Genomic DNA, 24,832 nt, shown 5'->3' with positions numbered 1-24,832 from the left:
CGATCAGCAACCTCGCGTATTCACATACAAGCTATAGAGTCCTTTCCCGGCCGCCATGAACAACCGATTGCCTTTGGCGCCGCCAAAGCATAAATTCGCACAGCGCTCGGGCAAGTGAATATGGCCGATAGGGGTCCCGTCGGGCGAGAATACCCGTACGCCATCCAGCGATTCATCTCCCATCCCCCACCCGCACCATAGATTGCCGTCAACATCGCAGCGCATGCCGTCGGCGGTACCAGGGCCGCAGTCGATCAGATCATGCCCATCGGATAAGGTGTCGCCCGTCACTCGATACACTCTGATGGTGCGATTCGGTACCGCCCGGGAAGCCACTACATACAACAGGCTTTCGTCCGGGCTGAAACACAATCCGTTGGGGCCGGCGATATCATCGGCCACCATACGGACGGCTCCAGAAGGATCAATACGATACACACGCTCGGGCAACTCCGATTGCGTGCGGTTGCCTTCGTAATCACTGTTCAGACCAAAGGGCGGATCGGTGAACCAGATCGAACCATCCGATTTCACCACCACATCGTTGGGTGAATTCAAGCGTTTGCCCTCGTACCGGTCGGCCAGCACCGTGATGCGTCCGTCATATTCGGTACGCGTGACGCGGCGCGTCTCGTGTTCACAACTGATCAGCCTGCCTTGGCGATCACGCGTATTGCCATTGGCATTGCCCGATGGCTCCCTGAATACGGATATATGGCCCGATGTGTCGTCATAGCGCAGGATGCGATTGTTCGGAATATCGCTGTATAACAAATACCGGCCATCGCCAAACCATACCGGCCCCTCGGCCCAGCGCGTGCCCGCGCCCAACATTTCCACGGCCGCATGAAACAAACGGTACTTATCAAAGCGCGCATCCAGGGATTGAATGCGCGGGTCCGGATACCGGCCACTCACCTGCCATGAAGGGTCAGGCGCGAACAAGGGATGAATGAGATGCACGGTCATGCTGCCACATGGTGGCCAAAATAGGCCTCTTCAAGACGAGTCTGCAGATCCGCTTCCCGAGCATTGGCCTGCAGTACGATTTCCCCATGCGCCATGGCATATACCCGATCCGCCAAGGCCAAGGACTTTTCCACCAACTGTTCGACCAACAACACCGAGGTGCCGCTGTCTCGCAAACGCGCCGCCACTTCGAATACACGATCGACCAGGACGGGCGACAAGCCTGCAGAGGGCTCATCCAGAATCAGCAAGCGCGGCCGTTTTACCAAGCCCTGAGCCACCACCAGCATTTGCTGCTGCCCACCGCTCAAGGCACCGGCGCGTTCTTTGATCTTTGCGGCGATCTCGGGAAAGAATGCCAACGCATCCCGAATACGCGCCTGGCGCTCGGACCCGCCAATGTCATATCCGGCCAAGGCTAGGTTGTCATGTACCGACAGCTGCGTGAAAACATGATGCCCTTCGATCACGTGTACCAGCCCGGCCTGCGCCGCATCTCGTGGCGTCGAGCCCCTGAGGCTTTTCCCGTCAAACCACACATCACCCGACATCCAGGGCAGCAGGCCGGACAACGCCCGCATCAGGGTGCTTTTCCCCGCGCCATTGGGTCCCAGCAGCGCGACAATCTCCCCTGGCCCGACGACCATATCAATATCATGCAGGATCTGAATCTTGCCGTAGCCGGCATTCAGGCCCTGCACCCGCAGCAAACCATCATGCGCCGAGGTATGCACTGACCACCTCCTTATGCGTTCGAATTTCTTGTGGTGTTCCGCTGGCCAGCACCGCCCCAAGGTTCAGGACCGTGACATGGTCACAGATATCAAAAATCAAATCGGCATGGTGCTCCACCAATAGCACAGCAGTCCCGCAGCGGCTGATCTCCTTGATGATCTCGCCCAACCGCTTGATCTCGTCGCCCGTCAAGCCCGCCGCCGGCTCGTCCAACAGGAGGTATTTGGGCTGCAGCATCAGCGCACGTGCCAGTTCGAGAAAGCGCAACTCGCTGTGCTGCAGGCGATCGGCACGCACATGCGCCACTTGCGCCAGTCCGACCGCCCGGACTGCCGCGAATGCCAGATCATGCAGCCTGCGCTCGTCGGCATGATGGCGCCCCAATCGGAATAAGGCTTCCATGAAGGAGCCCTGGGCGCTGGCATAGCCACCGGCCATGACGTTCTTCAGCACTGAGGTATCCCCGACAATACGAGGCGTTTGATAAGTCCGGGCAAAGCCCCGCGCCGCACGATCCAGCGGGCGTCCCAGCGGCAGCCGCTCGCCATGTTCAGTGATGCTGCCCTGCTGGGGCTGGTAATAGCCCGAAATCACGTTAAGTGTCGTCGTCTTGCCACTACCGTTGGGTCCGATGAGGCCATGCACCTCGCCCCCATTGATGCGCATACTCAGCCCATCGATCGCCTTCACGCCGCCAAATGACAGATGCAGGTTATCCAATGAAATCTGCCCATCACGCGGGACCTCCGCCAGGATTTCACGCACCGCATTCAAGTCCGGCTGGATGCGACGATTCCCGGGTAGCGGCCTGCGCCCCTCGAAATCCAACATCGAGGCGATGCCGCCGGGTATCGCCAACACGATCACGAGCAGCAACAACGCATACAAGAAGTTGGACCACGCAGCCAATGGCGCCGCGACCTCGGGCAGGATGGTCAAAATCACGGTACCCAGCAAGGGTCCCAAAATCGAACTGCGCCCTCCAATGAGGATGGAGATAAAGAACAGTACGGACAATTCAAAGGTGAAAGCTTCGGGCGTGATATAGGTCTGTAGCGAACTGAAGAGCCCGCCGGCGATGCCCGCGAGCACACCCGCAAAGACGAATACCGCCGCCAGTAACTTGGCTTTTGATATACCAAAGGCCTCTGCCGCGACCTCCGCATCCCGTATGGTGATCAGCCCGCGCCCGAAGCGGCTATGCGCGATGTTGGCCGTTAACAATGTCGCCAGCGCCGCAAAACCTAAGCATAAGTAATACAGCCCTTGGTCCGAATCGAAGGGTGCCGGCATCGCCGGCCCCGGCACGCCGATGCCGCCGCCCGTCACGGATTCCCAGGCCAACGCGATCTGCGTCACGATGGTCGCGAACCCCAGCGTGGTCATGGCGAAATAGAACGTCCGCAACCGAAGCGCGGGCAGTCCCACCACCAATCCGACCACACCACCCAAAGCACCCGCGGCCGTCAACGCGGCATAGGGCTCCCACGGTTCGGACACATTACCGTTGACCAACACGCTGGCCGTATAGGCGCCCACGGTTAGCAGGGCAACATAACCAATTGCGAGTTGCCCTGCATAGCCGACGATCAGATTCAGGCCAGATACCAGAACCCAGTAAATCGCCGCGCGTGTGGCGATGACGGTCCAGTAGGTATTACCCAACGCGGGTAACGCGACGGCGAGCGCCAAGAGCACCAGGAACGGCAACAAACGCTTGAAGTTGTGCCCTGTGCCCGCCTTCGAGCTCGGCAAGACCGCCGGGGCACTGTCATAGGTTTTAGCGTGTGCGCTCATCAGACCCTCCGTGCCGAGCTAGAGCCAAAGATCCCTTGTGGCACCGCCATCAAGACCACGATAAAGACCACAAACACCGCGACCGAAGAAAAAATTCCGCCCACGGTAAAGTTCGCGGTCTGCTGGAATAAGCCCAGCGCCAGTCCGCCCAATAGCGCACCACGATTATTTCCCAACCCGCCTAACGCCACAGGCACAAAGCCATAGAAGTTCAACAGCGGCCCGTTGGCAAAAAACGCCAGCATCAACTGCCCCGCCGCGAACCCAGCGACACCGCCGATGACGCCCGCCAACGCGTAGCTGATGACACGCAGCCGGCGTTCGGGCAGGCCGATGGAGCGCGCCGCGAAGTTGTCTTCCGCCACCGCGAGGAACGCCAGCCCAATGAGGGTGCGTCGATATAAATACTCCAGGCCCAATACGACAAGCACACAGGCCACCACCGGCAACCAGAACCGTTCATCCATTGGTCCCGATCCCCATGCAAGTAAACGCGGAAACGGCTGCGGCTCGGTGCCCCACTCGATCGCGGTCACCTGTTGGATCATCAGCGCCAACGCCAGCGTCGACAACACGTACAAGTGCTGATCGAGACTCTTGAGCACCGGACGCACCGCGACAAACTCGGTTATCACACCCACCAATGCGCACAGCGCGAGCGTGAGGACGAATGCGACGGGTCCCGGCATCCCGAGGCGCAGCATGAACAGCGAACCGAACACGCCACCCAACATACCCAACTGCCCCGCCGTGAAGCTCATCACGCGGGACGTTGAGTACATGGTGTTGTACGTAATTCCGATCAGGGCATACACCGCTCCGACCGCCAGGCCGGAGCTGATAATTGAAGCCAGCATAACAACACCCTCTCGGTCTTAGATATAACCCGGCGCCAACGCAAAAGTGCCATCGCGCGCGGACTTGGCTTCCGACATGACGACTTCGTCAGTGGGATAACCGTTGTGCTCCGTCGGCGAGTAGGTGTAGGTGCCGAAAAACCCGGGGTACGCCTTCAGCGTGTTCCAGTAGGCGATGATGTCCTCGGATTTCGAGGAACCCGTGGCGCGCACCGCCTTGGCCACCAGCTCAATCGCGTCATACCCGGCCGATACCCACCAGTAAAGCGTGTCCTCCAGGCTAACCTTGCCCTTGACCATGTCAATAAACTCTTGCGAGTGTGCGGGCAGTTTGCCTTGCGCGTCATAGCTGGCGCTTCGGTAACCCACGGCATATACCTTGTCCCAGTTCTCTGGCTTCTCGATCAGGGTGCGCAACTCGCCCGATGCCAATGAGGGATGCCCGACGAAGGCGACGTCCCAACCCATATGGGCGCGCGTGTTGAACAGCCGCGCCTCCATTCCGGTCGATACGCTCCAGACCACAATCACTTCAGCGCCCGCGTCGCGAGCGCGCGTCATATCCGGCGACATATCGGTTTGCGTAGCATCGATATTGGCGGAATAAACAACCTGGGCACCGTCCTTCTTAAAATTCGCCACACATGCCTTGGTGGCGCTCACTCCATAGCCCGTGGTATCACCAATGACGGCGATCTTGGAATACTTGCGCACTTTCAGGCAGTAGTTCCGCACCGCGTCATCCCACTGGCTGTTCGACGGCGCGATACGAAAGGCGTTGGGGTATTTCTCGGTGTTCACCAGGCTATCGATCACGCAAGGATGAATGTTCGCGATCTTGGCACGCGCCATGATGGGGGTGACCGCCAGCGATTCACCGGAGTTGGTGGGCCCCCAGATCGCATGCACTTTGGCAGAGTTGATCATCTCCTGTGCTGCATTCACGGCCTTGGTGGGATCGCCCTGCGTGTCGCGCGTCACGATCACAATCTTGCGACCGTTCACACCGCCCGCCGCATTAATCGTTTGCGCGGCGAGTTCCACCCCTCGGTTAAAGCCCACGCCTGGCGCCGAACTCGGCCCGGTCAATGCGGCAAGCCAGCCAATCTTGAGGTCCTCATTAGCGGCCAATGCCAGTTTTGGTAAACCCAGCGCCGAAGCGCCCCATACGCCTGCGGCGCCCACGATAAAGTTACGGCGAGAAACGGTCATCTTCCTGTCTCCTAAGAAGTGTCTATCGGGAGCCGCGCGGGTTACCCCTGTCTGCGGTCCCGTTCGTTAACCACGGCCAGACTTAACGACTTCGCGCCTCGAGATGCGCGATACGTTCCATATCGAACGTGAATCCCCACCCGGGACGCTGCGGCACGATCGCCATGCCATCCTCGAATTCGAGACGCTCCTGATACAAATCGGAGAACCAAGGCATGTACTCCAGAAACGTCGCGTTCGAGAGCCCACCCAGCACTTGAATGCTCAGTTCCGGAAACAAATGGCTCGACACCGGGATATCGTAGGCGGCGGCCATATTGGCGATGCGCACAAACTCCGACACCCCGCCGGAGCGTTGCAGATCAGGCATCAGAACATCGGCGCTACGCAGTTCAATCATGCGCCGGAATCCATAACGCGCGTATTCGGTTTCACCACTGGCAATAGGCGTATCCAGGGCAGCGGCGACGCGCGCCACCCCCTCCAGGTCCCACGCGGGCAGGGGCTCCTCGAACCAGGCGAGCTGATACTCTTCCAGCATCCGACCCAGTCGGATTGCCTGCGCCTCGTTAAGGCCTTGATTGGCATCGGCCATCAGTTTGACATCGGGACCGATCGCCTCGCGCACGGCGCGCACCCGTCGGATATCCACCATGGGATCGGAAGAGCCCAAGCGCATTTTTACGGCGCGGAATCCTTGCTCGACCATCGTTTGCGCATCGCGCGCCAGCTGGTCAATGCTGCGATGCAGCCACAATCCGCCGCTATGATAGGCCGGCACCCGATCCTGCGCGCCGCCTAGCATCCGGTACAAGGGCAGACCCGCCGCTTTTGCCGCGGCGTCCCATAATGCGCCATCGATCGCCGACATCCCCATGACCGGGATGCCTTTCTGGCCGAAGAAATTCATATCCTTCCAAGCGCGAGCCCAGAATGCCCCGATATGACCCGCATCCTGTCCGACCACCAGATCAGCCAATTCATCCACCATCCGATGCAGTACGGCGGTGCGCCGGTTATTCAAGGTGAACACAAGGTTTTCACCGATCACGCCTTCGCTGGTGTGCAGCCTCACCACCACGACGCCACAAGTCTCGATCGGCCCCAGCGCGCTGATGATGGGCTCTTGCAAAGCGACCTCTATCGGTCGCGTTTCCAGTTTGACGACTTTCATACGTGCACCTCGGCTTCGGTAATCCGGTTAACGTCCCCGACGCGATACCGCGACATCAGCTCGGGATGGGGGTCACAGCCCAAGCCTGGACCTTGGGGCACGCGCAACATGCCATCGACAGCATGTACATAGGGAGCAAAGGGGTTAGCCTCCATGTCCATCCACAGCACTTCGATCAACGGCGAGTGCACGAGCGCGGCGCCAATATGCAGCGTCGCAATAAATCCCGGGCCGAAATACGGTGAATGGGGAATCACACGCACCCCGTGGGCATCGCACAATGCCGCCACCCGCATCGTCTCGCCAATCCCGCCTATCTTGGTGACGCTGGGTTGAGCGATATCAATCGCCCGAGCCTCCAACAAGGCGCGAAAGCCCTGCAGTCCGGCCACGTTTTCGCCGGCGGCAATCGGAATGCCGCAGTCACGCACCCTCGCCAGTCCGCGCGCATCCTCGGGCGGCCAGACAGGCTCTTCAAACCAATACATCTTGTCGCCCTGCATACTGCGCGCCATCTCCAGCGCATCGGGCACGTCCCACGCACAATTGACGTCCATCATGATCTGTACGTCACGCCCCTGCACGGCCTCTTGGGATCGCAACAGCGCCTCGCGCGTTGTTTCATGCAGTTTGACGTAGCGAAATCCCCGGTCCGCGGCCGCCCGCGTATTGCGCGCCGCAATATCGGCGTCGCCGTAAGCCAGCAAGCTGGAGTAAGCCTCCAGCTGCGCGCGGCTGCCGTTGCCCAGCAATCGATGCACCGGCAGTCCGGCCCGCTTGCCCAGCAAATCCCACAACGCAATCTCGATGCCCGACCAGGCGTAGACATAACAACCATTGCGGCCCAGCAGGTGGGTGCTATGCAGCGTGCTGCGTGTCAGCGCCGCGATGTCCCCGGCATGTTTGCCGATCACCAGCGGCGCCACGATGGTGTCCAACGCCGCGCGCGTGGCGGGTATCGCGGCGTGCCCAAACGCCTCGCCCCAACCGACCAACCCGTCCTCTGTCTCCACCCGGACCAGCAATATCTCCAATCGGTCCCATAACTTCCCGGCAAACCGGGCATAGGGGCCGCCCATATCGAATGGCAAAGACACCACTGACGACTCGACCGACACTATCCTCATGCATGCGCTCCTCTTCTTATTTCTGGTGGCGTGGGCGCCGAAGGATCTCGGTTCTGTCGTGTTGATTGGCGCCGCTAAGTGCAATGACTGTATAAGCCGGGCCGTACAAAAACAATCTAAGCAGACTAATTCAAAGATAAGCTAGACTTAAGTCGCATAAGTGCCGCGCTGATGTAGCGACAGTCTCGACGACCGGCAGCACGAGCCGACTGACACGCGCGCGGCTCACATAACGACGGCACCCCGGAGAAGACACAATGCACTTGACTGTTCGTCAGATGGAAGTCATTCGCGCCGTCAGTCGCCACGGCAGTGTGGCCGAAGCTGCCGCCGCGCTAGGCATTTCTCAACCGGCCGTCAGCCTGCTGTTACGAGAGTGCGCGCTGCACGCCGGATTTCCCTTTTTTGTGCGCAAGCGCGGACGACTACAGGCGACCCGCGAAACGATGGAGATCATGGGGGAGCTGAACCGCATCTTCGACGGCATCTCGCGCGTCAACCGACAGGTCGAGGATATGCGGGAGCTGACCGAAGGGGCCATACACATCTCCACCGTCCCGACGATTGCCGAAAACCTCTTGGCCCCGACCAGTGTTCGGTTTCGCGAAGACTGGCCGCAGATTCAGATATCGGTCATCGCCACGGACAATGTCAGCGTTTCCGATAGCGTGTTCCAAGAGCGCGCGGACTTTGGCATCGTCCTGTCACCGCTGAGCCAGGATGGACGCATGATCGAGGGACGCCTCATCGATTTGTGCGAAGCCGAGCTGGTATGTGTCGTGCCCGAAAACTGTCCGCTGGCCAAACTGCCTGTGATCACCCCGCATGACCTGGTGGACTATCCCCTCATATCGTTTGACAAGAATCTGCCGCTGGGCGCTTTGATCGAAGAAAGCTACCGCATCGCCGGCGTCAAAAGAAAAATCGCCCTGGAGGTCACCTTAACCGCCGTCGCGTACTCCCTGGCCAGATCGGGAGCTGGCGTGGCGATCATTGATCCCTTCTACTTGCTCACCGGCCGCAATCAGGGTGTCGCCACCGTCCGTTATGAACCGCGCATGCCGGTCAAGGCTCAGCTGCTTTTACCGAATAACACGCCGCTATCGCGACAAGCGCAACTCTTTGTCGCGGCGCTAAAAAAGACGGCCGTGTCTCTTAAAGACTCCCTGCCTCAAGCCCAGGTGATGCGCGCGACCGCCGCCAGCACTTAGCCCCTCACACCCATGGGACGGGCTTATGAGTCGCGTTCAAACTCGCCCGGCATAAAGTCATCCACCGCGACCACCTGGCTGACCGCGTCTTGCGCGGCTTCGATTTCGCGAGCCTGTTCATCAGTAATCGCCCCCGCCTGATACGCCAGCCGCCAATCCCGCACGCCCTCGCGCTTTAACCGGTCGAGCAGCGGTTGCACCGCATGCACCAACGCGAAGGCGCGCTCGAGTTGTGCGACCGCATCATCGCCCCGGCCCCGCTGCAGATCGGCCACGACACGGGCACGCGTGGGCGATGGCGACAACAACAGCTCGGCACACTCTCGCGTCAACGCATCGCTCGGGCCCCTGTTCAAACGTACCGGCAAGACGATCGCGCGCAGCGCCCATGCCAGGGGACGTTGCGGCAGATTCGCCAGGACCTGATCGAATCGGGTCTCCAGGCGCGCGCAGCCGTCGTCCATGCACCATTGCACCAGGGGCAAGTCCGCCTGACAGCGACCATCGTCTTCCCATCGCTTGAGCACCGCCGACAATAGGTACAGCTCAGCCAGGATATCGCCCAGACGCCCCGACAGCATCTCGCGCCGTTTGAGCGCACCGCCCAACACACCCATGGCGACATCCGCCACCAACGCGAACGCCGACGCATAGCGGCTCAACCGCCGATACTGCCGCGCGATCGGGCCGCTAGAGGGCGCGCGAGTCAGCAGCCCGCCGGTCCATGCCCGCCCCCAGGCACGAAAACCGTTCTTGACGCTATGCGTCAGATGCGTCCAGAACACATCGTGAAAGGTCTGCAGACCGCGCGCTTCATCCTTGTCCCCCAACGCCAGGATTTCGCGCATCAGATATGGATGCGCGCGGATGGCGCCCTGCCCGAAAATGATCAGGCAACGCGTCAGAATGTTCGCGCCCTCTACCGTGATGGCTATGGGCAACGCGCGATACAAGGACCCCAGATAATTCGATGGCCCGTCTATCACCGCCTTGCCGGCGTGCACGTCCATCGCATCATTGACCGACTCGCGCATACGCTCGGTCGCGTGATACTTCATGATCGCTGACACCACAGCGGGTTTATGCCCCTGGTTCAACGCCGCGCAAGTCAATCGGCGCGCCGCCTCGACCATATAGGCATTACCCGCCAGTCGGCCCAGCTTTTCCTGCACGCCTTCAAAGCGCCCGACCGCGATGCCAAACTGCTGACGCACCCGCGCATACATGCCGGTCACATGGGCGCTATAGACGGCGGCAGCGGCCGATAGCGAAGGCAAAGAGATCCCGCGCCCTGCCGCCAGTGCGCTCATCAGCATTTGCCAGCCGTGGCCGGCTTTGCCTGGCCCGCCGATCAGCGCATCCAACGGTACAAAGACGTCTTTGCCTTCGGTTGGGCCGTTCTGAAATACCTGCATAGACGGCAAATGCCGACGGCCGATCGTGACGCCAGCGGAATTGGTCTGCACCAACGCGACAGAGATCCCGATGTCGGTCTTGCCACCTAGCAGACCATCGGGGTCCTGGAGTTTGAACGCCAGACCGAGCACGGTGGCAATCGGACCGAGCGTGATATAGCGCTTGCGCCAATTGAGGCGAATCCCCAGCACTTCTTGCCCATCGACGACCTGGCGGCACACCACGCCGGTATCCGTCATGGAGGCCGCGTCCGAACCCGCCTCGGGGCTCGTCAGGCCAAAACACGGGATCTCCGTGCCGTCGGCCAGACGCGGTAGCCAGTAATCCCGCTGTTCGGGCGTGCCGAACTGCAGCAGCAGCTCGCCTGGGCCGAGCGAGTTAGGCACCATCACCGTCACGCCGGCCGTGACCGAATACGCGGAAATCCGGCGCACGATCTCCGAATGCGCATACGGCGAAAAACCCAGGCCGCCGTAGGAGGTCGGAATAATCATCCCGAAAAAGCGGTGTTCGCGCAGGAACTGCCACACGGCCTCGGGCAGATCGCCGCGACGCCAGGTGATATCCCACTCGTCCAGCATCGCGCACAGCTGCGTGACCGGCCCATCCAGAAACTGCTGCTCGGCCTCCGTCAGCGTGGCGCGAGGTACGGCGAGCAATTTATTCCAGTCCGGATCTCCGGTGAACAAATCGGCGTCCCACCACACATCGCCCGCGTCGATGGCCTCGCGCTCCGTGTCCGACAATCCTGGCATTGCCTTGCGCGCCCAGCGAAAGGCAGGCTCCGAAATGCGCCGACGACGCCATGCGTTGAAGTCCATATGCAACCTTTTATTCACAGTCTCCGCGTATCCCTATCAAGCATACCGAATTGACGCTCCCTGCACATGGGATGAATCCCCTATATCCGGCCAAAACGCACCGTCTGCCCGGCTCGCACCCGAGTTACAGGCGGGCAGAACAGAAATCGGTGCGCGTTGGGGCAAGTCTGCGACAATGAGCGTCGCCATGCACGGCACGTTAACGCTGTCTTCGTCTTCGTCATGCTCAATAAACTCTGGTTGGGATTTTTTCTCGCGGCCGCCGCCGCCGCGCTGCATCGCTGGCTCTATATCGGTGATCCCGAAGTGTTCCGCCAGATCGTCGGCAGCCTGTTTGACATGGCGCGCATCTCGGTCGAGGTCATGGTGCTGCTGTTTGGCACCTTGACACTGTGGCTAGGCTTTCTGCGTATCGCCGAGGCCGCGGGTCTCGTGGAAAAACTCGCGGTGCTGCTGGGACCTTTATTCGCGCGCCTGATGCCCGAGGTCCCGCGTGGCCATCCCGCCATTGGGCTGATTACCCTGAATTTCGCCGCCAACGGTTTAGGCCTGGATAATGCCGCGACGCCGATCGGGTTGCGCGCGATGCGCGAATTGCAGACGCTGAACCCCAGCCCGGAAACCGCCAGCAACGCGCAAATCCTGTTTCTGGTGTTGAACGCATCTTCACTGACGCTATTGCCGATCACGGTGTTTATGTTTCGCGCGCAGCAGGGCGCTGCCGATCCCACCATGGTGTTCCTGCCTATCTTGCTAGCCACCAGCGCGTCCACGGTCGCGGGCTTGCTGTCTGTCGCGCTATGCCAGCGCCTGAAACTCTACGACCCCGTGGTGTTAGCCTGGCTGGGTGGTGCCGCGCTGCTGCTGGGCGGGTTCATGGCGATGCTGGCCGGGATGTCTGCCGTGGCCATCGCCACGCTATCGTCCTTGATGGGCAACCTGATGCTGTTCGGCATTCTGCTGGCCTTTCTGATTATCGGCGCCTACAAGCGTGTCCCCGTCTACGAAACCTTTATCGCGGGCGCGAAGGATGGTTTCGATGTGGCCAAGAGTCTGCTGCCCTATCTCGTGGCCATGCTCTGCGCGGTAGGCGTGCTGCGCGCCTCGGGCGCGCTCGATATCGCGCTGGACGGCATCCGTTGGCTCGCGCACGCCATTGGCTGGGATACACGGTGGGTGGATGCGCTGCCGACGGCCCTGGTGAAGCCGTTTTCCGGCAGCGCCGCACGCGCCATGATGCTAGAGACCATGAGCCATTTCGGTGTGGACAGCTTTCCCGCGCTGCTGGCTTCCGTCATGCAGGGCAGCACCGAAACGACGTTCTACGTGCTCGCCGTGTACTTCGGGTCGGTCGGCATCCTGCGCGCGCGCCATGCAGTGGGGTGCGCGTTGTTGGCCGATCTCGCCGGCGTACTGGCGTCGATCGCGGTGTGTTATTGGTTTTTCGCGTAACTCAATCGTGGCAATTCCACTGCGATGTTGCCCAATCTGAGTTCGTCGAGGGTTGTCATCAGTCCATAGATTGTTCCGACAAATGCGGCGGCCACGGGAGGCGTATACGCAGGGCCATGTGGACTAAAGCGCGCCGTTGCGAACGCCAGACCCGCACCTACAGCGGCTGCAGGTAACGCGCCCCAGTCGCACTTCCCTTGCATCATGGAGCCGGTGGTATGGCCGAGAAAGCCGCCTATACCTCCTAACATCGCCAAATATGCCTCTTCCATACCACCGCCGACGCGCGAAGCGTCGTGTAAAGAAATTGTTTGCATCGTGTTTCTCCAAATGGTTAATGGTTAGGTTGGCGAATCGAGTCGCCGTCTTCGGTAGCGCTCACGCCCTGACAATCGACATGCTGGGAGCGTTGGTGGCTGAGGTGTCGTTATGTACCACCGGCGCGCTTGAAAAGCCGAAATCGATGGCGCTATGCAAAGCGCCAGCCAGTGCGCTGGCAGCGACAGCGTGCCCCGGGGACATGAGGCTGCTCGGGACGCCAGGGACGTAGCTGGCAATGGTGGGTACGACCCATCCTGTGCAGACTTGCTGAATCACCCCCGCGGGCGAGCAGCCCCCCAGAAGCTGCGATCCGAGCACATAGCCGATTGGGGCGCCAAAACTACCGAATAGAACGAGGGACATGCGGTCGATCCCCCCCGAAGCACGCTCCAAATGACATAAAGAGATTTCATGCATCGTTAACTCCAACCTTGATGTTGTACGGGCTTGCGAACTTATCTTGCTAACAATGCGGTGTCCCGCCACGCCAATTCGACGCTGGAGGCACCGCATCACCGGCTTTATAGTTGTGTCAGTTCAGCCCAAGTTCGGAGTTCGCGGTTGATGCGAGAAACCAGACTGCGCGAAGGCTATGCGCAGTCATTACGCTATGCGAAACGCGTAATCCCGCCTTATTCCACAACCAGGATTTTCATCCCGTTGGTCCCACCGCTATCGCGGTAGGAATCGCCCTTGGTCAGGATCACCCAGTCGCCCGGCTGCACACGGCCACGTTTTTTCAGTTCGCCGATCGCCGCGTCGCTCAGTTCCGACGGGTCATATGCCGATGGGTCGAACGGCACCGTATATACCCCCCTGAACATCGCCGCGCGATGTTGCGTGTGGTGATGCGGGCTATAGCAATAGATCGGCACCGCCGAACGGATGCGCGACATAATGAGCGGCGTATGGCCGCTTTCGGTCAAGGCGATGATGGCTTTGACACCGGGGAAATGGTTGGCCGCATACATGGCCGCGAGTGCGATCGTCTCATCGCAGCGCGTAAACGTTTCGCCCAGGCGATGATGCGACTTCATGCTGGTGGGATGCTTTTCCGCGCCCAGGCACACGCGTGCCATCGCCTGCACCGCTTCGACGGGATATTTACCCGATGCGCTTTCAGCGGACAACATGACCGCGTCGGTGTAATCCAGCACCGCATTGGCAACGTCGGATACCTCTGCACGCGTGGGTAATGGACTGGAGATCATCGATTCCATCATCTGCGTGGCGGTGATGACCACTTTGTTCAGCGTGCGCGCGTGCTGAATGATGCGTTTCTGGATGCCCACCAGTTCCGCGTCGCCCACTTCGACCCCCAGGTCGCCACGCGCGACCATGACGCCATCGCTGGCGCGGATCAATGCGTCCAGGGCTTCGTCATCGACGACCGCTTCGGCGCGCTCAATCTTGGCGACAATCCACGCGTCGCTGCCGGCGGCGCGCAGCAATTGGCGCGCTTCGTCGATGTCACTGCCATAACGCGGGAACGAGACGGCCACATATTCCAATTCAAGTTCGGCCGCCACCAGAATATCGGCGCGGTCCTTATCCGTCAGGCTCGGCGCGGACAAGCCCCCACCACGACGATTAATACCCTTGTTGTTCGATAACGGGCCACCGACCGTCACCGTCGTATGCACGGCATCATCGACAATGCGATCCACAACCAGCACCACGCGGCCGTCGTCGAGCAACAGCTCATCGCCAGGCTTGCAGTCCTGCACCAGTTCGGGATAGTCGATTCCGACAATCTCTTTCGTGCCCTGGTCTTTGGGGTGACTATTCGACAGCACGAACTTATCTCCGACATGCAACTCGATCTGCTTATCGGTAAAGCGCGCGATACGGATCTTTGGCCCTTGCAAGTCACCCATGATGGCGACATAGCGACCTTGCTTCTCGGCGGCTTCGCGCACGAGGCGCGCGCGCTCGCGGTGATCGTCGGCCGTGCCATGCGAGAAGTTCAATCGCGCGACGTCGATGCCCGCACGCACCAGGGCTTCCAACTGCTCGGGCGTGGACGTCGCGGGCCCTAGCGTGGCGACAATTTTGGTGCGACGCAATACTGACATGAATCACCTCTCTGACATTGACAACGAACGACCTATGGTACGACACCCTCGCATGATTGATGAGATATGGCGTACAAACCCGGCGGGCTCTGCGGGTATTATTAACGCGTTTCATTGACTGCGCGCGATCCCAACTCCTTTTATCTGACTCTCAACGATCAACGTGAAAATCGTCATCGCTCCCGACTCGTTTAAAGAAAGCCTCTCTGCCCCCGACGCAGCCGCTGCCATCGCGCGGGGTGTCAAGCAAGCGTACCCGGATGCGGAGACGATATGCATCCCGATGGCCGACGGTGGCGAAGGCACGGTAGCCGCGGTGCTGGCGGCAACCGGCGGCCAATGGCGCACGACCCGCGTACGCGGCGCGTTGGGCGAACCCATCGAAGCCTCCTGGGGTTGGCTCGATGACGCCACGGCCGTGATCGAAATGGCCGCGGCGGCGGGTCTGGAGCAAACACCGCCCGACAAACGCGATCCCATGCGCGCCAGCAGCGGTGGCGTAGGGGAGCTCATCCTCGCGGCGCTCGATGCCGGGGCGCAGCGCATTATCCTGGGCTTGGGGGGTTCGAGCACAAATGATGGCGGCGCGGGCCTGCTTGCCGCATTAGGCGTACGTTTCTTGGATAGCAATGGCAGCACCCTGCCCTGCGGCGGTGCCGCGCTGGCAAACCTCGACCGGCTGGATATGTCGAAGCTGGATGCGCGGTTGGCGCAAACCCGGATCGAGATTGCCTCCGATGTCGATAATCCGCTGTGCGGCTCGCAAGGTGCATCGGCGATTTTTGGCCCCCAGAAGGGCGCCACAGCCGAGCAGGTCAAACTGTTGGACGACAGCTTGCGGCGGTTTGCCGATGTCTGCGCGCGCGACCTCGGGCGAGATCTGCGCGATGCGCCCGGCGCGGGTGCGGCGGGCGGTCTGGGGTTTGCCGCGCATGCATTTCTAAACGCGCGCTTTCGCCCCGGCGTCGAGGTAGTGGCCGAACTCGGAAATCTGGCGCAAGCCATGGCGGGCGCGGCGCTCGCCTTCACCGGCGAAGGCCGCATGGATGCGCAGACCTTGCGGGGCAAAACGCCCGCCGGTGTAGCGCGTATCGCCGAACGTGCAGGCGTCCCGGTGGTCGCGCTGGCAGGTTCGTTAGGGGCGGGTTACGAGGAACTGCATGCCGGCGGCATCACGGCCGCGTTCAGCCTGGCGCCCGGGCCCGTGACGCTGGAACACGCCTGCGAAAACGCTGCCCAGTACTTATGCGATCGTGCTCGCGACGTGATGCAGCTGTGGCTGGCCGCTGGGAAACGCAGGCTGTAAACGCGCAGGCTGTAAAGGGCTGGCCGGCACGAGCCGGCTGTCAATGCCTGGCGGGCTATCGCGGGTGATAGGCCGCTGAATATCGTCCACGACGAGGCTGATCCCAACCGTTACGCTGCAACCACTCCCGCTTCCACCAACGCATCGGTCATGCCGATGAACTTCTCGACAGAGACTTCCTCGGCTCGCGCGGTAGGCGCGATATCCAGCACTTCCCAGGGAACCTGCGCGGCCCAATCGCCCAAGGCCCGTCGCAGCATCTTGCGCCGCTGCGCGAACGCGCGCGCAACCACAGTCTCCAGTGCCGAATCGCTGACCGGTCGCAGACGGTCAGCGGGCAATGGCACCATACGCACGACCGCCGACACCACGCGCGGCGGTGGATCGAAGGCTTCCGGCGGCACGTCGAACAGCTTCTCCATGCGGTAGCGCGACTGCAGCATGACCGACAGCCGGCCATAGTCGGCGGTTCCCGGCTGCGCCACCATGCGATCGATCACCTCACGCTGGAGCATGAAATGCTGATCGCGCACGGTATCGGCCGCGCCCATCAGATGGAATAGCAACGGACTGGAGATGTTGTAGGGCAGATTGCCCACCACCCGCAGACCCTCGCCCAGCGCCCCGAAATCCACCGTCAAGGCATCGGCCTCGATCACGGTCAGGCGCTCGGCGGGATGTTGGCGACGCAGCCGCGCCGCCAGATCGCGGTCGATCTCGACCACGGTCAGGTGCTTGAGGCTGCGCAGCAAGGGCTGCGTCAGCGCCGACAAACCCGGGCCGATCTCGACGATGTGATCATCGGCGGCGGGCGCAATGCCCCGCACGATCCCTTCGATCACGCTATCGTCGGTCAGAAAGTGTTGTCCGAAACGCTTGCGCGCCTGGTGCTTGCTCATGAATGCACTCGATACGCTTAGCGGTTGTTCTGCTCGATTTCCGACTGCTTCTCCAGACGGTTATCGATGTAAGCACCATTGCGCAGCTGTTCGAGCCAGTCTTCGAACGCGGGCTCCGCGCGACGCTCGAACAAGATCTGACGCGCCTGCATGCGCTGCAGTTCATCGCTGACATCGTGTTCGCGACGCTCTTCGACCTGGATCAGGTGCCAGCCAAAGGGTGACAGCACCGGCTCGCTGATGCCTCCGACCGGCAACGCATTCATGGCTTGTTCGAACGCGGGCACCATTTCGCCCGGATTTACCCAGCCTAGATCGCCGCCCTGCGGTGCGCTACTGTCTTCGGAATACTGTCGTGCCATGTCAGCGAATTTCGCACCGCCATTGACGACACGCTGGCGAATCTGCTGCAAGCGCTGACGGGCCTGATCGTCGCTCATCACGGCGGAAGTCTTGATCAGGATATGGCGCGCGCGCGTCTGCGTCACCTGCACCGGCCCCTGCTGGGCAGGCATGCCCGCGCCCGGCTGCTGCATCATCGGCGCCTGCTGCGGGGCCGCCGGCTGCGCGGGTGCCGATCTGCCACCGGTACGGTCGAGCACGGCGAGAATGTGAAAACCGTTGCCGCTCTGAATCACCTCACTGACCTGACCGGGCTGCAACGACGACACGGCCTGCACAAACAGATCGGGCCAGCCATCGATCGGCCGCGCGCCCATCACGCCACCCTGCAGAGCCTCAGGTCCGTCAGAAGCCTCGGCCGCCAAACTCGCGAAATCCGCGCCTTGTTTCAGGCGTTGCAAGAGGCCTTCGGCCTTTTTACGCAGCGCGGCCACCTGCTCGGGGCTCGAACCCTCGGGCACACGCACGAGGATTTGACCCAGCGCGATCTGCTCGGGCCCCGCCTGAGTCTGAGCTTGAGGCCGCGCGGCCGGCTGACCTTGCATGACGTTACCGCCAGCACGAGCGGCAGGATTATTCTGCTGATCGCGCAGGAACGCATCGATCTCGGCATCGCTGATCACGATATTGGAATCGACCGCGCGCTGACGCAAGCGATTCAGGCGCAAATCACCAGCCAGAGATTTGCGATATTCCGCCCAACTGACACCGCCTTTTTCGATTTCAGCGCGCATGGCCGGCACCGTGATGCGGTTGCGCGCGGCGATCGATTCAATCGCCTGATCCACTTGCGCATCGTTGATGCGGATGCCAAGTCGGTCTGCCTCTTGCGACTGCACGCGCTCGAGAATCAAGTTCTGCAGCACCTGGCGGCGCAGAATATCCTGCGGCGGCACTTGGATGCCCCGCTGTTTGAGCTCCGCCATGGCGCTTTTGGCGGCCGCGTCGACTTCTCGCAGCGTGATGACGTCCTTGTTGACTACCGCCGCGATGCCATCGACCATCTGTTCGCCCTTGGCGGCAGGCTGTGCGGCGGCGCCGGTCTTGGCCGGTGTCGCGCGTGGCTGGGCATAAGCCGCAGACGCAACCGCGCACGCCGTCAGAACCAGCAGATTACCGGAGAGCCGGCGCATAGTATGCAAGCGACGCATTATTCATACCTTTCAAATTTCGATCCCTGTGCGGGCTGTGGCGACACAGCCTGATAGCCAGGGATGCTCTTGTTCAACAGGTCCATCGGATTCGTTCCGAGCGATCCCAGCCCACTTAGTTCCAACTGGAAGAACACCGTGGAGTTCGACTCGGTCGCCGAGACGGCATAGCGCTGAAATACCACACGGCCCGTCCAGCAGCAATCGCCTTTGTACTCAAGTCCCGCGATGGCCTGGGTCACACGCGGGGACTCATTGGTCGAATCCGCGATCGTCGATTGAGGCACGGAGCGCAAGGAATAATCGATCCGGCCCACGCCATAGAGACGATCCGTGAACGGCCACTGAAACGCGAGACTGATTTGGTTTTGTCCGCGCGGCTGATAGAGCGCACCCACCGGCGAGGGATCACGTTGATAACGATACGACAGCGCGACCGACGTCAGGCGCTGAGGACGCCAGCGCGCACTGACAAGCCCGCGCGACCAATTGTTGTCGTACGGGTCGTATTGCGCGGCCACCTCGGTGCTCAGCGTGTCGGTCAACGCGGCGCTGGCGGCAACCAGAAAATCGGACCGGACGTTACGATCCTTGCGCGGCGTTTCGTCCGGCAAGGTCACGCGCTGGTCTTCGAAATAAAGCCGCTGCCCGCCAGACAGCGAGATGCGCTCGAACCCGGTATCCGCATCCAGCCATCGCGTCGTCAACGCGGCCGTCAGCTGGTTCGCATTCGCGATACGATCCCAGCCGCCCACATAGATGTTTTCCGAGAACGCTTGTTCAAAGCTGAAATCCGCCAGCGTGGTGTCATAAACCGGCAGTTTGCTCTGGTCGCGATACGGCACGCGCAGGTAGTACAGACGCGGCTCCAGAGTCTGGATGGAATCATTGCCGAACAGCTTGGTATCGCGCTCGAACACCATCCCGGCATCCACCGACATGATGGGCAGGGCGCGCGACATATCGCGCGACCGGTTCTGCACGTCGTACCAGTCAGTGTTGTACTGCGTGTAATGGAAGCCGACCTTGGGCACGACGTACCAGCCCGCACGGCGAATAGGCATCGCCGCCGTCAGATATGACTGCAAGCGATCGCCATCCTGACCCACCCGGTCTCCCTTGTAAACGGGGCGCTGAAAGCGCACAGCCGAAGATGTCCACTCCAACTCCAGATTGTTCAGATCGTAGCGCGCGCCCTTTAAGGTCAATTCGGGCATCTTGTTATACGGCGGCGTGACCGGCGCATCCGGATCCTGCAGCGTCTGATACTTATAGACTTGCGCGGTGGCCTGCCAGTATTTGTTGCCCCAGCCGACGAGGCCGCGTTGAGGCAGATACGTGGTCGACGCATCGTTGAGCCCCATCGACGAAAAATCGCGGAAGTAATTGTCGTCGGACACCCGGGCGTAATCCCAGTCCGCGTAGAAGCCGCCACCCAGCGTCTGCTGGTGACGCGAACGGAATAGCCAGCGTTTCTCGCCGGTCTCCCAATCGTCGCCCAGATAGGTACCGAGCAGGCTACCGGAATAACTCTCGCCCAGATAACGGAACTCGCCACCGAGCTGCATGCCACGCTTGCTCAGGTAGCGCGGCTGCAAGGTCGCGTCGTAGTTCGGAGCAAGGTTGAAGTAGTAAGGGACCGACAGATCCAAACCACTTTTGCTGCTGACCCCATACGTCGGGATCAAAAAGCCAGACTTACGTTCTTTTTTGACCGGGAACGTCAGATAAGGCGACGCCAACAACGGCACGCCCTTGAAATACAGCACGCCGTTACGCGCGACGCCTTCGTTCTCGTCGAAGTCCAGATCCACCCGGTCCGCATCGATATACCAGGAGGGTTCCGGACAAGGGCAGCCGGTATATCGCACCTGTGTCAGACGCAGCTGCGATCGGCTGAAGATCTCTGCACGATCCGCGCGCGCCGAGCCGCCACTGGCGCCGATCCAGAAATTCGGCGACTCGATTTCGCCGCTATCCGTATCGATGTTGTATTGCGCGGACGGCCCGGTAATCAGCGTCCCGTCGCGCATCATGCGCACATTGCCCTGCAAATCGGTCTGCCCGGTATCGCTGCGATAGTCGATCCGCTCGCCCTTGACCACGCCATCGATACGACGCACCTCGGCCGCGCCGCTCAACGTGAGATTGGAATCGGGATCACCCTGGATCTGATCGGCCTGCAGGTACGACGCCGCATCGTCCTGGGGCACGTTGCGTACCCTCAACCCCGTCGAGCTGCGCAACTGCAGCGAGCCTTGCGTCGCCGCCGTCCCAGGGGTGGTGCCGGAAGACGACACGGTACCCTGGGCATGCACGGCCCCCGCCAGGGTGACAGCAGAGAGGATCAACCACCGGACCATACGCACCGTAAACGCATACCTTTCGACGAAAACGCCCACCGCGATGAGACCGTCATCAACGGCGAACAGGGCCCGGCCACGACACGCACGCGATCATGCCTGCCAGGGGGAACGACCCGGTATTATAGAGAAGGCGGACGCGAACCTACCGAAGGCTCGCGTCGGCATTGAAACAGAAACTCTACCGCACTGAGAGACGGCCCTCTTGAGCACCGATCACGACTCCCGCCTGAACCAGGTTCGTACTTGGCTCCAATCCCTGCCCGCCGAGCTGGCGCTGGCCCTGGATACCTTGCAACCCGCGTCCAGTGACGCCAGTTTCCGCCGCTATTTCCGCCTGCGCGCGGGCGACCGTACGGTCATCGTCATGGATGCGCCGCCCCCGCACGAGGACGTGCGTCCGTTCTTGCACGTGGGCGACCTGCTGCGCGAAACCGGGCTGAACGTGCCCCAAGTCTTGGCGCAAGACGCCGGGCAAGGCCTGCTGTTATTGTCCGACCTGGGCCGCGACACGTATTACCAGCGCATCCAAGACGGCTTGCCGGATGCCCAGCTGCAAACCCTCTACCGCGAGGCGCTGGCCGCGCTTGTGCGCATGCAGCAGGCGCGAATCGACGGCCTGCCGGCGTATGACAGCGCCCGCCTGTCCGCCGAGCTGACGCTGTTCCCTGAGTGGTATGTCGGCAAGCATCATGGCCTGGAGCTGGATGACAAGACCTCGGCGGCGCTGGCACGGATATTCGACTTGCTTTCTAAGACCTGCGTCACGGACCAACCCGTTCTGGTGCACCGCGATTTTCATTCCCCGAACCTGATGGTGTGCGACGACCCCGCGTATGGGCCGAATCCAGGTGTACTGGACTACCAGGACGCGCTGGCCGGCCCCATCACCTACGACCTGGCGTCGCTCGTGATGGATGCCCGCACGACATGGGAGGAGCCGCAGCAGCTGGATTGGGCCGCGCGCTATTGGGACATGGCGCGCGCCGCCGGCCTGCCCGTAGACAGTGATTTCGCCGCCTTTCACCAGGCCTATGAATGGATGAGCCTGCAACGCAACCTGCGCATCTTAGGCGTATTCGCGCGCCTGCATCATCGCGATGGCAAGTCCTCATATCTGAACCATATCCCGCGTGTGAACGCTTATGTGCGTCAGGTCGCGCAGCGCTATGGCGTCTTTGCACCGCTTTTGCGACTCTTAGACCGGATCGACAATCGCGAAGTCAAAGTGGGGTATACGTTCTGATGCGCGCCATGATCCTGGCGGCCGGACGCGGCGAGCGCATGCGCCCGCTCACCGACCATACGCCCAAACCCCTGTTACCGGTGGCCGGCAAGCCGCTCATCGTCTGGCATCTGGAACGGCTGGCCGCCGCCGGATTCCGGAACATTGTGATCAATCACGCCTGGCTGGGCGAGCAGCTGCCCGCGCAGCTGGGTGATGGCAGCCGGTTTGGCGTGAGCATTCAATACTCGCCCGAGCCCGCCGGCGGCTTGGAGACGGCCGGCGGCATCGCGCAGGCCTTACCATTACTGGGCAAGGAAGCATTCCTGGTGGTCAACGGCGACATCTGGTGCGATTGGGACCCCGCCCATGCCCTCGCGCAGCGAGAGGCGATGGACCGGTCACACGCGGACGCATGGCTGCTGCTCGTGGACAATCCCGAACACCATCCGCAGGGCGATTTCTATCTGGCGCCCAATGGCTGGGTCCAAGCAGAACAAGCATCCGCAGACGTCGCCGGGCTGCCTGATGCGAAGTCGCGATTGCCGCGCCTGACCTTTGCGGGCATTGGGGTGTATCGGCCCGGGCTGTTTACCGCGATTCCCGCCGGGGCGCGCGAGCGCCTGGCGCCCATCCTGCGTGCCGCGATGGCCCGACCCGGCGTATTGGGCAGCCATCACGTTGGCGGCTGGACGGATGTGGGCACGCCCGAGCGCCTCGACGTGCTTGATGCGAGACTGCGCGCGGCGGGGTGAAGTCGCAACTAGATTTGTCTAAAATGCCCGTCTCGCGCTACAACCGTTATCCTCTAGGGTTTTGAATCGGCACCTGGCCGGTTACTCACGCACACAAGGTTTTTCAGAATGGGGATGTTCGGACGCTCACAACGAGCTGTATTCAAACCATCGGTCTACCAACCGGGCAAGCGCCAGCGACGCATGCCGCGCTGGCTGGGCGTGCTGTTGGTGGGAATGGGCCTGGGCGCGGGCGGCGTGCTCTTCCTGCAGGCCAATTACGGCCCGACCCGCCTGACGGCGGAACAATCCGAGCAATTGCAATCTGAACTGAACGCCGCCAATGTGGACCGGCAGCGTTTGCAGACGCAATTGAGCGAAGCGACCGCACAGCGCGACGCCATCGAGTCCACGCGCGACAAAGCCACCACCGAGCTGAATGAGGCGCGGACGCGTCTGCAGCGAGCCGAGCAAGCGCTGGCCATTTTCCAGAACCTGATCCCGCCAGACCCCCGCGGCACTGACATCGGGGTACGCGCCGGATCGTTTAGCCGCGCGCCGGGCAAGCTGAGCTATCAAGTCCTGCTGATGAAAGACAGTAAGGGCAATGAATTCAAGGGCAGCTTGAAACTGGCGGTGCAAGGCACTTACCGCAATGGGCGCTCGGGCACCGTGGAACTCGACCCGATCGAGGTGACCTTGGGGCGCTACCAGGTCGCGCAAGGCACGGCGGAAATGCCAGAGGGCTTTACGCCGAACGCCGTACGCATCCAGGTGGTGGACCCCTCCGACCGTCAGCAGGCCATGCGCCTGTACTACGTACGCGGCTGACCGATAACGCGATGATGTGCGTCGCCCGCCGACCCTCAGGTTGGCGCGCGACGCACATCATCGCGTAGAAGTGTACGGCCGACGTCGAGTCAGCCGAATCCGCTTTACTGCACCGCGTACAGATAGACTTCCACGCGCCGGTTCTGAGCCCGACCCTCGGCTGTCGAATTGTCCGCGATCGGGTCGCGCGCGGCGCGGCCCTCTATGGTCATGCGGTCTTGCGCGATACCTTTGCTCGCCAAGTACGTCGTCACACTACGCGCACGGCTGTCGGAAAGCTTCTGATTGTGTGCTTCCGAGCCGGTGCTATCCGTATGGCCCACCACCTTGGTGCGCAATTCGGGATGCTGCGCGAGCGAACGCGCGACACTATCGAGTACGGGCAGCAACTCGGGTTTCAGCACGGCTTTGTCCGTGTCGAACGAGACGTTACTCGGAATATTGACCTTCAGGCTGCCATCGGGCATTTCCACCACATCAATCCCCAAGGACGACGCGCCGGATTGCTGGACGTCTTGCTTGACGCCGGACCAGTTGTAGCCAACCAGACCACCCGCGACGGCGCCGAGGCCCGCGCCGATGGCTGCTCCCTTGCCGTGTCCAATCAGCGCCCCAATACCCGCGCCAGCCGCGGCGCCCACACCGGTGCCAATCGCGGTGTTCGTGCCTTGTTGCGTGGCGCAGCCCGTGACCAGCATGGCCGCAAGCGCAATGGCGGTGATTCGGGGAAGGTTTGTTTGTATTTTCATAACGA

General features: G+C 61.4%; 21 protein-coding genes. 6 read left to right on the top strand and 15 right to left on the bottom strand.

From position 1 onward, the window contains the following. Positions 1-3: 3 nt before the first annotated feature. The 7 genes from GOQ28_RS00235 to GOQ28_RS00205 form a co-directional block, all read right to left on the bottom strand. The gene (locus GOQ28_RS00235; RefSeq protein WP_160354971.1) at positions 4-969 is read right to left on the bottom strand and encodes an SMP-30/gluconolactonase/LRE family protein; all 966 of its coding nucleotides are present in this window, start codon (positions 967-969) and stop codon (positions 4-6) included. Next, on the bottom strand, positions 966-1,703 hold the full coding sequence (locus GOQ28_RS00230) for an ATP-binding cassette domain-containing protein (protein WP_160354970.1): 738 nt from the start codon (positions 1,701-1,703) through the stop codon (positions 966-968). Before GOQ28_RS00230 ends, GOQ28_RS00235 begins: the two co-directional genes overlap by 4 nt. After that, on the bottom strand, positions 1,684-3,501 hold the full coding sequence (locus GOQ28_RS00225) for a branched-chain amino acid ABC transporter ATP-binding protein/permease (RefSeq protein WP_160354969.1): 1,818 nt from the start codon (positions 3,499-3,501) through the stop codon (positions 1,684-1,686). The genes GOQ28_RS00230 and GOQ28_RS00225 overlap by 20 nt, the downstream gene beginning before the upstream one ends. Beyond that, positions 3,501-4,358, bottom strand: coding sequence for a branched-chain amino acid ABC transporter permease (locus GOQ28_RS00220; RefSeq protein ID WP_160354968.1), 858 nt, complete (start codon positions 4,356-4,358; stop codon positions 3,501-3,503). The genes GOQ28_RS00225 and GOQ28_RS00220 overlap by 1 nt, the downstream gene beginning before the upstream one ends. An 18-nt stretch (positions 4,359-4,376) precedes the next feature. Further along, positions 4,377-5,570, bottom strand: coding sequence for an ABC transporter substrate-binding protein (locus GOQ28_RS00215; protein WP_160354967.1), 1,194 nt, complete (start codon positions 5,568-5,570; stop codon positions 4,377-4,379). Positions 5,571-5,652: 82 nt separating this feature from the next. Beyond that, entirely contained in the window at positions 5,653-6,744 is a 1,092-nt protein-coding gene (locus GOQ28_RS00210; RefSeq protein WP_160354966.1) for a mandelate racemase/muconate lactonizing enzyme family protein, read from the bottom strand. Beyond that, the gene (locus tag GOQ28_RS00205) at positions 6,741-7,871 is read right to left on the bottom strand and encodes a mandelate racemase/muconate lactonizing enzyme family protein (RefSeq protein ID WP_160354965.1); all 1,131 of its coding nucleotides are present in this window, start codon (positions 7,869-7,871) and stop codon (positions 6,741-6,743) included. Before GOQ28_RS00205 ends, GOQ28_RS00210 begins: the two co-directional genes overlap by 4 nt. Positions 7,872-8,128: 257 nt before the next feature. Between GOQ28_RS00205 and GOQ28_RS00200 the strand changes: the two genes are divergently transcribed. Further along, a complete protein-coding gene (locus tag GOQ28_RS00200) occupies positions 8,129-9,082 on the top strand; it encodes a LysR substrate-binding domain-containing protein (RefSeq protein WP_160354964.1) in 954 nt (317 codons plus the stop codon). A 23-nt stretch (positions 9,083-9,105) separates the two neighbouring features. Here the strand turns inward: GOQ28_RS00200 and GOQ28_RS00195 are convergent, their stop codons facing one another. Then, positions 9,106-11,319: an acyl-CoA dehydrogenase gene (locus tag GOQ28_RS00195; RefSeq protein ID WP_160355066.1), complete on the bottom strand. Its 2,214-nt coding sequence runs from the start codon at positions 11,317-11,319 to the stop codon at positions 9,106-9,108. Positions 11,320-11,541: 222 nt separating this feature from the next. On the opposite strand from GOQ28_RS00195, the gene GOQ28_RS00190 reads away from it, so the two are divergent. After that, positions 11,542-12,771 carry a nucleoside recognition domain-containing protein gene (locus GOQ28_RS00190; protein WP_160354963.1) on the top strand — a complete coding sequence of 410 codons (1,230 nt, stop codon included), beginning with the start codon at positions 11,542-11,544 and terminating at the stop codon, positions 12,769-12,771. Here GOQ28_RS00190 and GOQ28_RS00185 read toward each other — a convergent pair. From GOQ28_RS00185 to pyk, 3 genes are all read right to left on the bottom strand, one after another. Further along, on the bottom strand, positions 12,753-13,088 hold the full coding sequence (locus GOQ28_RS00185; protein ID WP_160348632.1) for a hypothetical protein: 336 nt from the start codon (positions 13,086-13,088) through the stop codon (positions 12,753-12,755). The genes GOQ28_RS00190 and GOQ28_RS00185 overlap by 19 nt on opposite strands. 61 nt (positions 13,089-13,149) lie before the next feature. After that, the gene (locus GOQ28_RS00180) at positions 13,150-13,455 is read right to left on the bottom strand and encodes a hypothetical protein (RefSeq protein ID WP_160348633.1); all 306 of its coding nucleotides are present in this window, start codon (positions 13,453-13,455) and stop codon (positions 13,150-13,152) included. Positions 13,456-13,724: 269 nt separating this feature from the next. Further along, positions 13,725-15,167: a pyruvate kinase gene (gene pyk / locus GOQ28_RS00175; protein WP_160354962.1), complete on the bottom strand. Its 1,443-nt coding sequence runs from the start codon at positions 15,165-15,167 to the stop codon at positions 13,725-13,727. Between the two features lie 163 nt (positions 15,168-15,330). Here pyk and GOQ28_RS00170 point away from each other — a divergent pair, with 163 nt between their 5' ends. After that, on the top strand, positions 15,331-16,473 hold the full coding sequence (locus GOQ28_RS00170; protein WP_160354961.1) for a glycerate kinase: 1,143 nt from the start codon (positions 15,331-15,333) through the stop codon (positions 16,471-16,473). A gap of 110 nt (positions 16,474-16,583) precedes the next feature. On the opposite strand, the gene rsmA is transcribed toward GOQ28_RS00170, so the two are convergent. From rsmA to GOQ28_RS00155, 3 genes are read right to left on the bottom strand one after another with little or no spacing between them, the layout of a single operon-like run. Then, a complete protein-coding gene (gene rsmA / locus GOQ28_RS00165; protein ID WP_160348636.1) occupies positions 16,584-17,372 on the bottom strand; it encodes a 16S rRNA (adenine(1518)-N(6)/adenine(1519)-N(6))-dimethyltransferase RsmA in 789 nt (262 codons plus the stop codon). Between the two features lie 17 nt (positions 17,373-17,389). Next, the gene (locus tag GOQ28_RS00160; protein ID WP_160355065.1) at positions 17,390-18,928 is read right to left on the bottom strand and encodes a peptidylprolyl isomerase; all 1,539 of its coding nucleotides are present in this window, start codon (positions 18,926-18,928) and stop codon (positions 17,390-17,392) included. After that, the gene (locus tag GOQ28_RS00155; protein ID WP_336603713.1) at positions 18,925-21,294 is read right to left on the bottom strand and encodes an LPS-assembly protein LptD; all 2,370 of its coding nucleotides are present in this window, start codon (positions 21,292-21,294) and stop codon (positions 18,925-18,927) included. Before GOQ28_RS00155 ends, GOQ28_RS00160 begins: the two co-directional genes overlap by 4 nt. 199 nt (positions 21,295-21,493) lie before the next feature. Between GOQ28_RS00155 and GOQ28_RS00150 the strand changes: the two genes are divergently transcribed. The 3 genes from GOQ28_RS00150 to GOQ28_RS00140 all read left to right on the top strand — a co-directional run bounded on the left by GOQ28_RS00150 (position 21,494) and on the right by GOQ28_RS00140 (position 24,078). Further along, the gene (locus tag GOQ28_RS00150; RefSeq protein ID WP_160348638.1) at positions 21,494-22,534 is read left to right on the top strand and encodes an aminoglycoside phosphotransferase family protein; all 1,041 of its coding nucleotides are present in this window, start codon (positions 21,494-21,496) and stop codon (positions 22,532-22,534) included. Continuing rightward, positions 22,534-23,268 (top strand): N-acetylmuramate alpha-1-phosphate uridylyltransferase MurU, encoded by a 735-nt coding sequence (gene murU, locus GOQ28_RS00145; protein WP_160348639.1) that lies wholly within the window; start codon positions 22,534-22,536, stop codon positions 23,266-23,268. The genes GOQ28_RS00150 and murU overlap by 1 nt, the downstream gene beginning before the upstream one ends. A gap of 114 nt (positions 23,269-23,382) precedes the next feature. Then, positions 23,383-24,078: a DUF6776 family protein gene (locus GOQ28_RS00140; protein ID WP_160354959.1), complete on the top strand. Its 696-nt coding sequence runs from the start codon at positions 23,383-23,385 to the stop codon at positions 24,076-24,078. Positions 24,079-24,182: 104 nt separating this feature from the next. Here the strand turns inward: GOQ28_RS00140 and GOQ28_RS00135 are convergent, their stop codons facing one another. Beyond that, positions 24,183-24,827, bottom strand: coding sequence for an OmpA family protein (locus GOQ28_RS00135; protein WP_160348641.1), 645 nt, complete (start codon positions 24,825-24,827; stop codon positions 24,183-24,185). Positions 24,828-24,832: the final 5 nt, after the last annotated feature.

The organism is Bordetella sp. 02P26C-1 (assembly GCF_009763255.1).
In the GTDB taxonomy this organism is placed as follows: Bacteria; Pseudomonadota; Gammaproteobacteria; order Burkholderiales; family Burkholderiaceae_B; genus Bordetella_A.
Note: the sequence above shows the minus strand (reverse complement) of the source record. Positions and strands in the feature narration are given on the sequence as shown.

Excerpts from the sequence above, each read along its gene's own strand:
- GOQ28_RS00235 (WP_160354971.1), bottom strand. The coding sequence starts at position 969 with ATGACCGTGCATCTCATTCATCCCTTGTTCGCGCCTGACCCTTCATGG.
- GOQ28_RS00225 (WP_160354969.1), bottom strand. The coding sequence starts at position 3,501 with ATGAGCGCACACGCTAAAACCTATGACAGTGCCCCGGCGGTCTTGCCG.
- GOQ28_RS00220 (WP_160354968.1), bottom strand. The coding sequence starts at position 4,358 with ATGCTGGCTTCAATTATCAGCTCCGGCCTGGCGGTCGGAGCGGTGTAT.
- GOQ28_RS00215 (WP_160354967.1), bottom strand. The coding sequence starts at position 5,570 with ATGACCGTTTCTCGCCGTAACTTTATCGTGGGCGCCGCAGGCGTATGG.
- GOQ28_RS00210 (WP_160354966.1), bottom strand. The coding sequence starts at position 6,744 with ATGAAAGTCGTCAAACTGGAAACGCGACCGATAGAGGTCGCTTTGCAA.
- GOQ28_RS00205 (WP_160354965.1), bottom strand. The coding sequence starts at position 7,871 with ATGAGGATAGTGTCGGTCGAGTCGTCAGTGGTGTCTTTGCCATTCGAT.
- GOQ28_RS00200 (WP_160354964.1), top strand. The coding sequence starts at position 8,129 with ATGCACTTGACTGTTCGTCAGATGGAAGTCATTCGCGCCGTCAGTCGC.
- GOQ28_RS00195 (WP_160355066.1), bottom strand. The coding sequence starts at position 11,319 with ATGGACTTCAACGCATGGCGTCGTCGGCGCATTTCGGAGCCTGCCTTT.
- GOQ28_RS00190 (WP_160354963.1), top strand. The coding sequence starts at position 11,542 with ATGCTCAATAAACTCTGGTTGGGATTTTTTCTCGCGGCCGCCGCCGCC.
- GOQ28_RS00185 (WP_160348632.1), bottom strand. The coding sequence starts at position 13,088 with ATGCAAACAATTTCTTTACACGACGCTTCGCGCGTCGGCGGTGGTATG.
- GOQ28_RS00180 (WP_160348633.1), bottom strand. The coding sequence starts at position 13,455 with ATGTCCCTCGTTCTATTCGGTAGTTTTGGCGCCCCAATCGGCTATGTG.
- pyk (WP_160354962.1), bottom strand. The coding sequence starts at position 15,167 with ATGTCAGTATTGCGTCGCACCAAAATTGTCGCCACGCTAGGGCCCGCG.
- rsmA (WP_160348636.1), bottom strand. The coding sequence starts at position 17,372 with ATGAGCAAGCACCAGGCGCGCAAGCGTTTCGGACAACACTTTCTGACC.
- murU (WP_160348639.1), top strand. The coding sequence starts at position 22,534 with ATGCGCGCCATGATCCTGGCGGCCGGACGCGGCGAGCGCATGCGCCCG.
- GOQ28_RS00140 (WP_160354959.1), top strand. The coding sequence starts at position 23,383 with ATGTTCGGACGCTCACAACGAGCTGTATTCAAACCATCGGTCTACCAA.
- GOQ28_RS00135 (WP_160348641.1), bottom strand. The coding sequence starts at position 24,827 with ATGAAAATACAAACAAACCTTCCCCGAATCACCGCCATTGCGCTTGCG.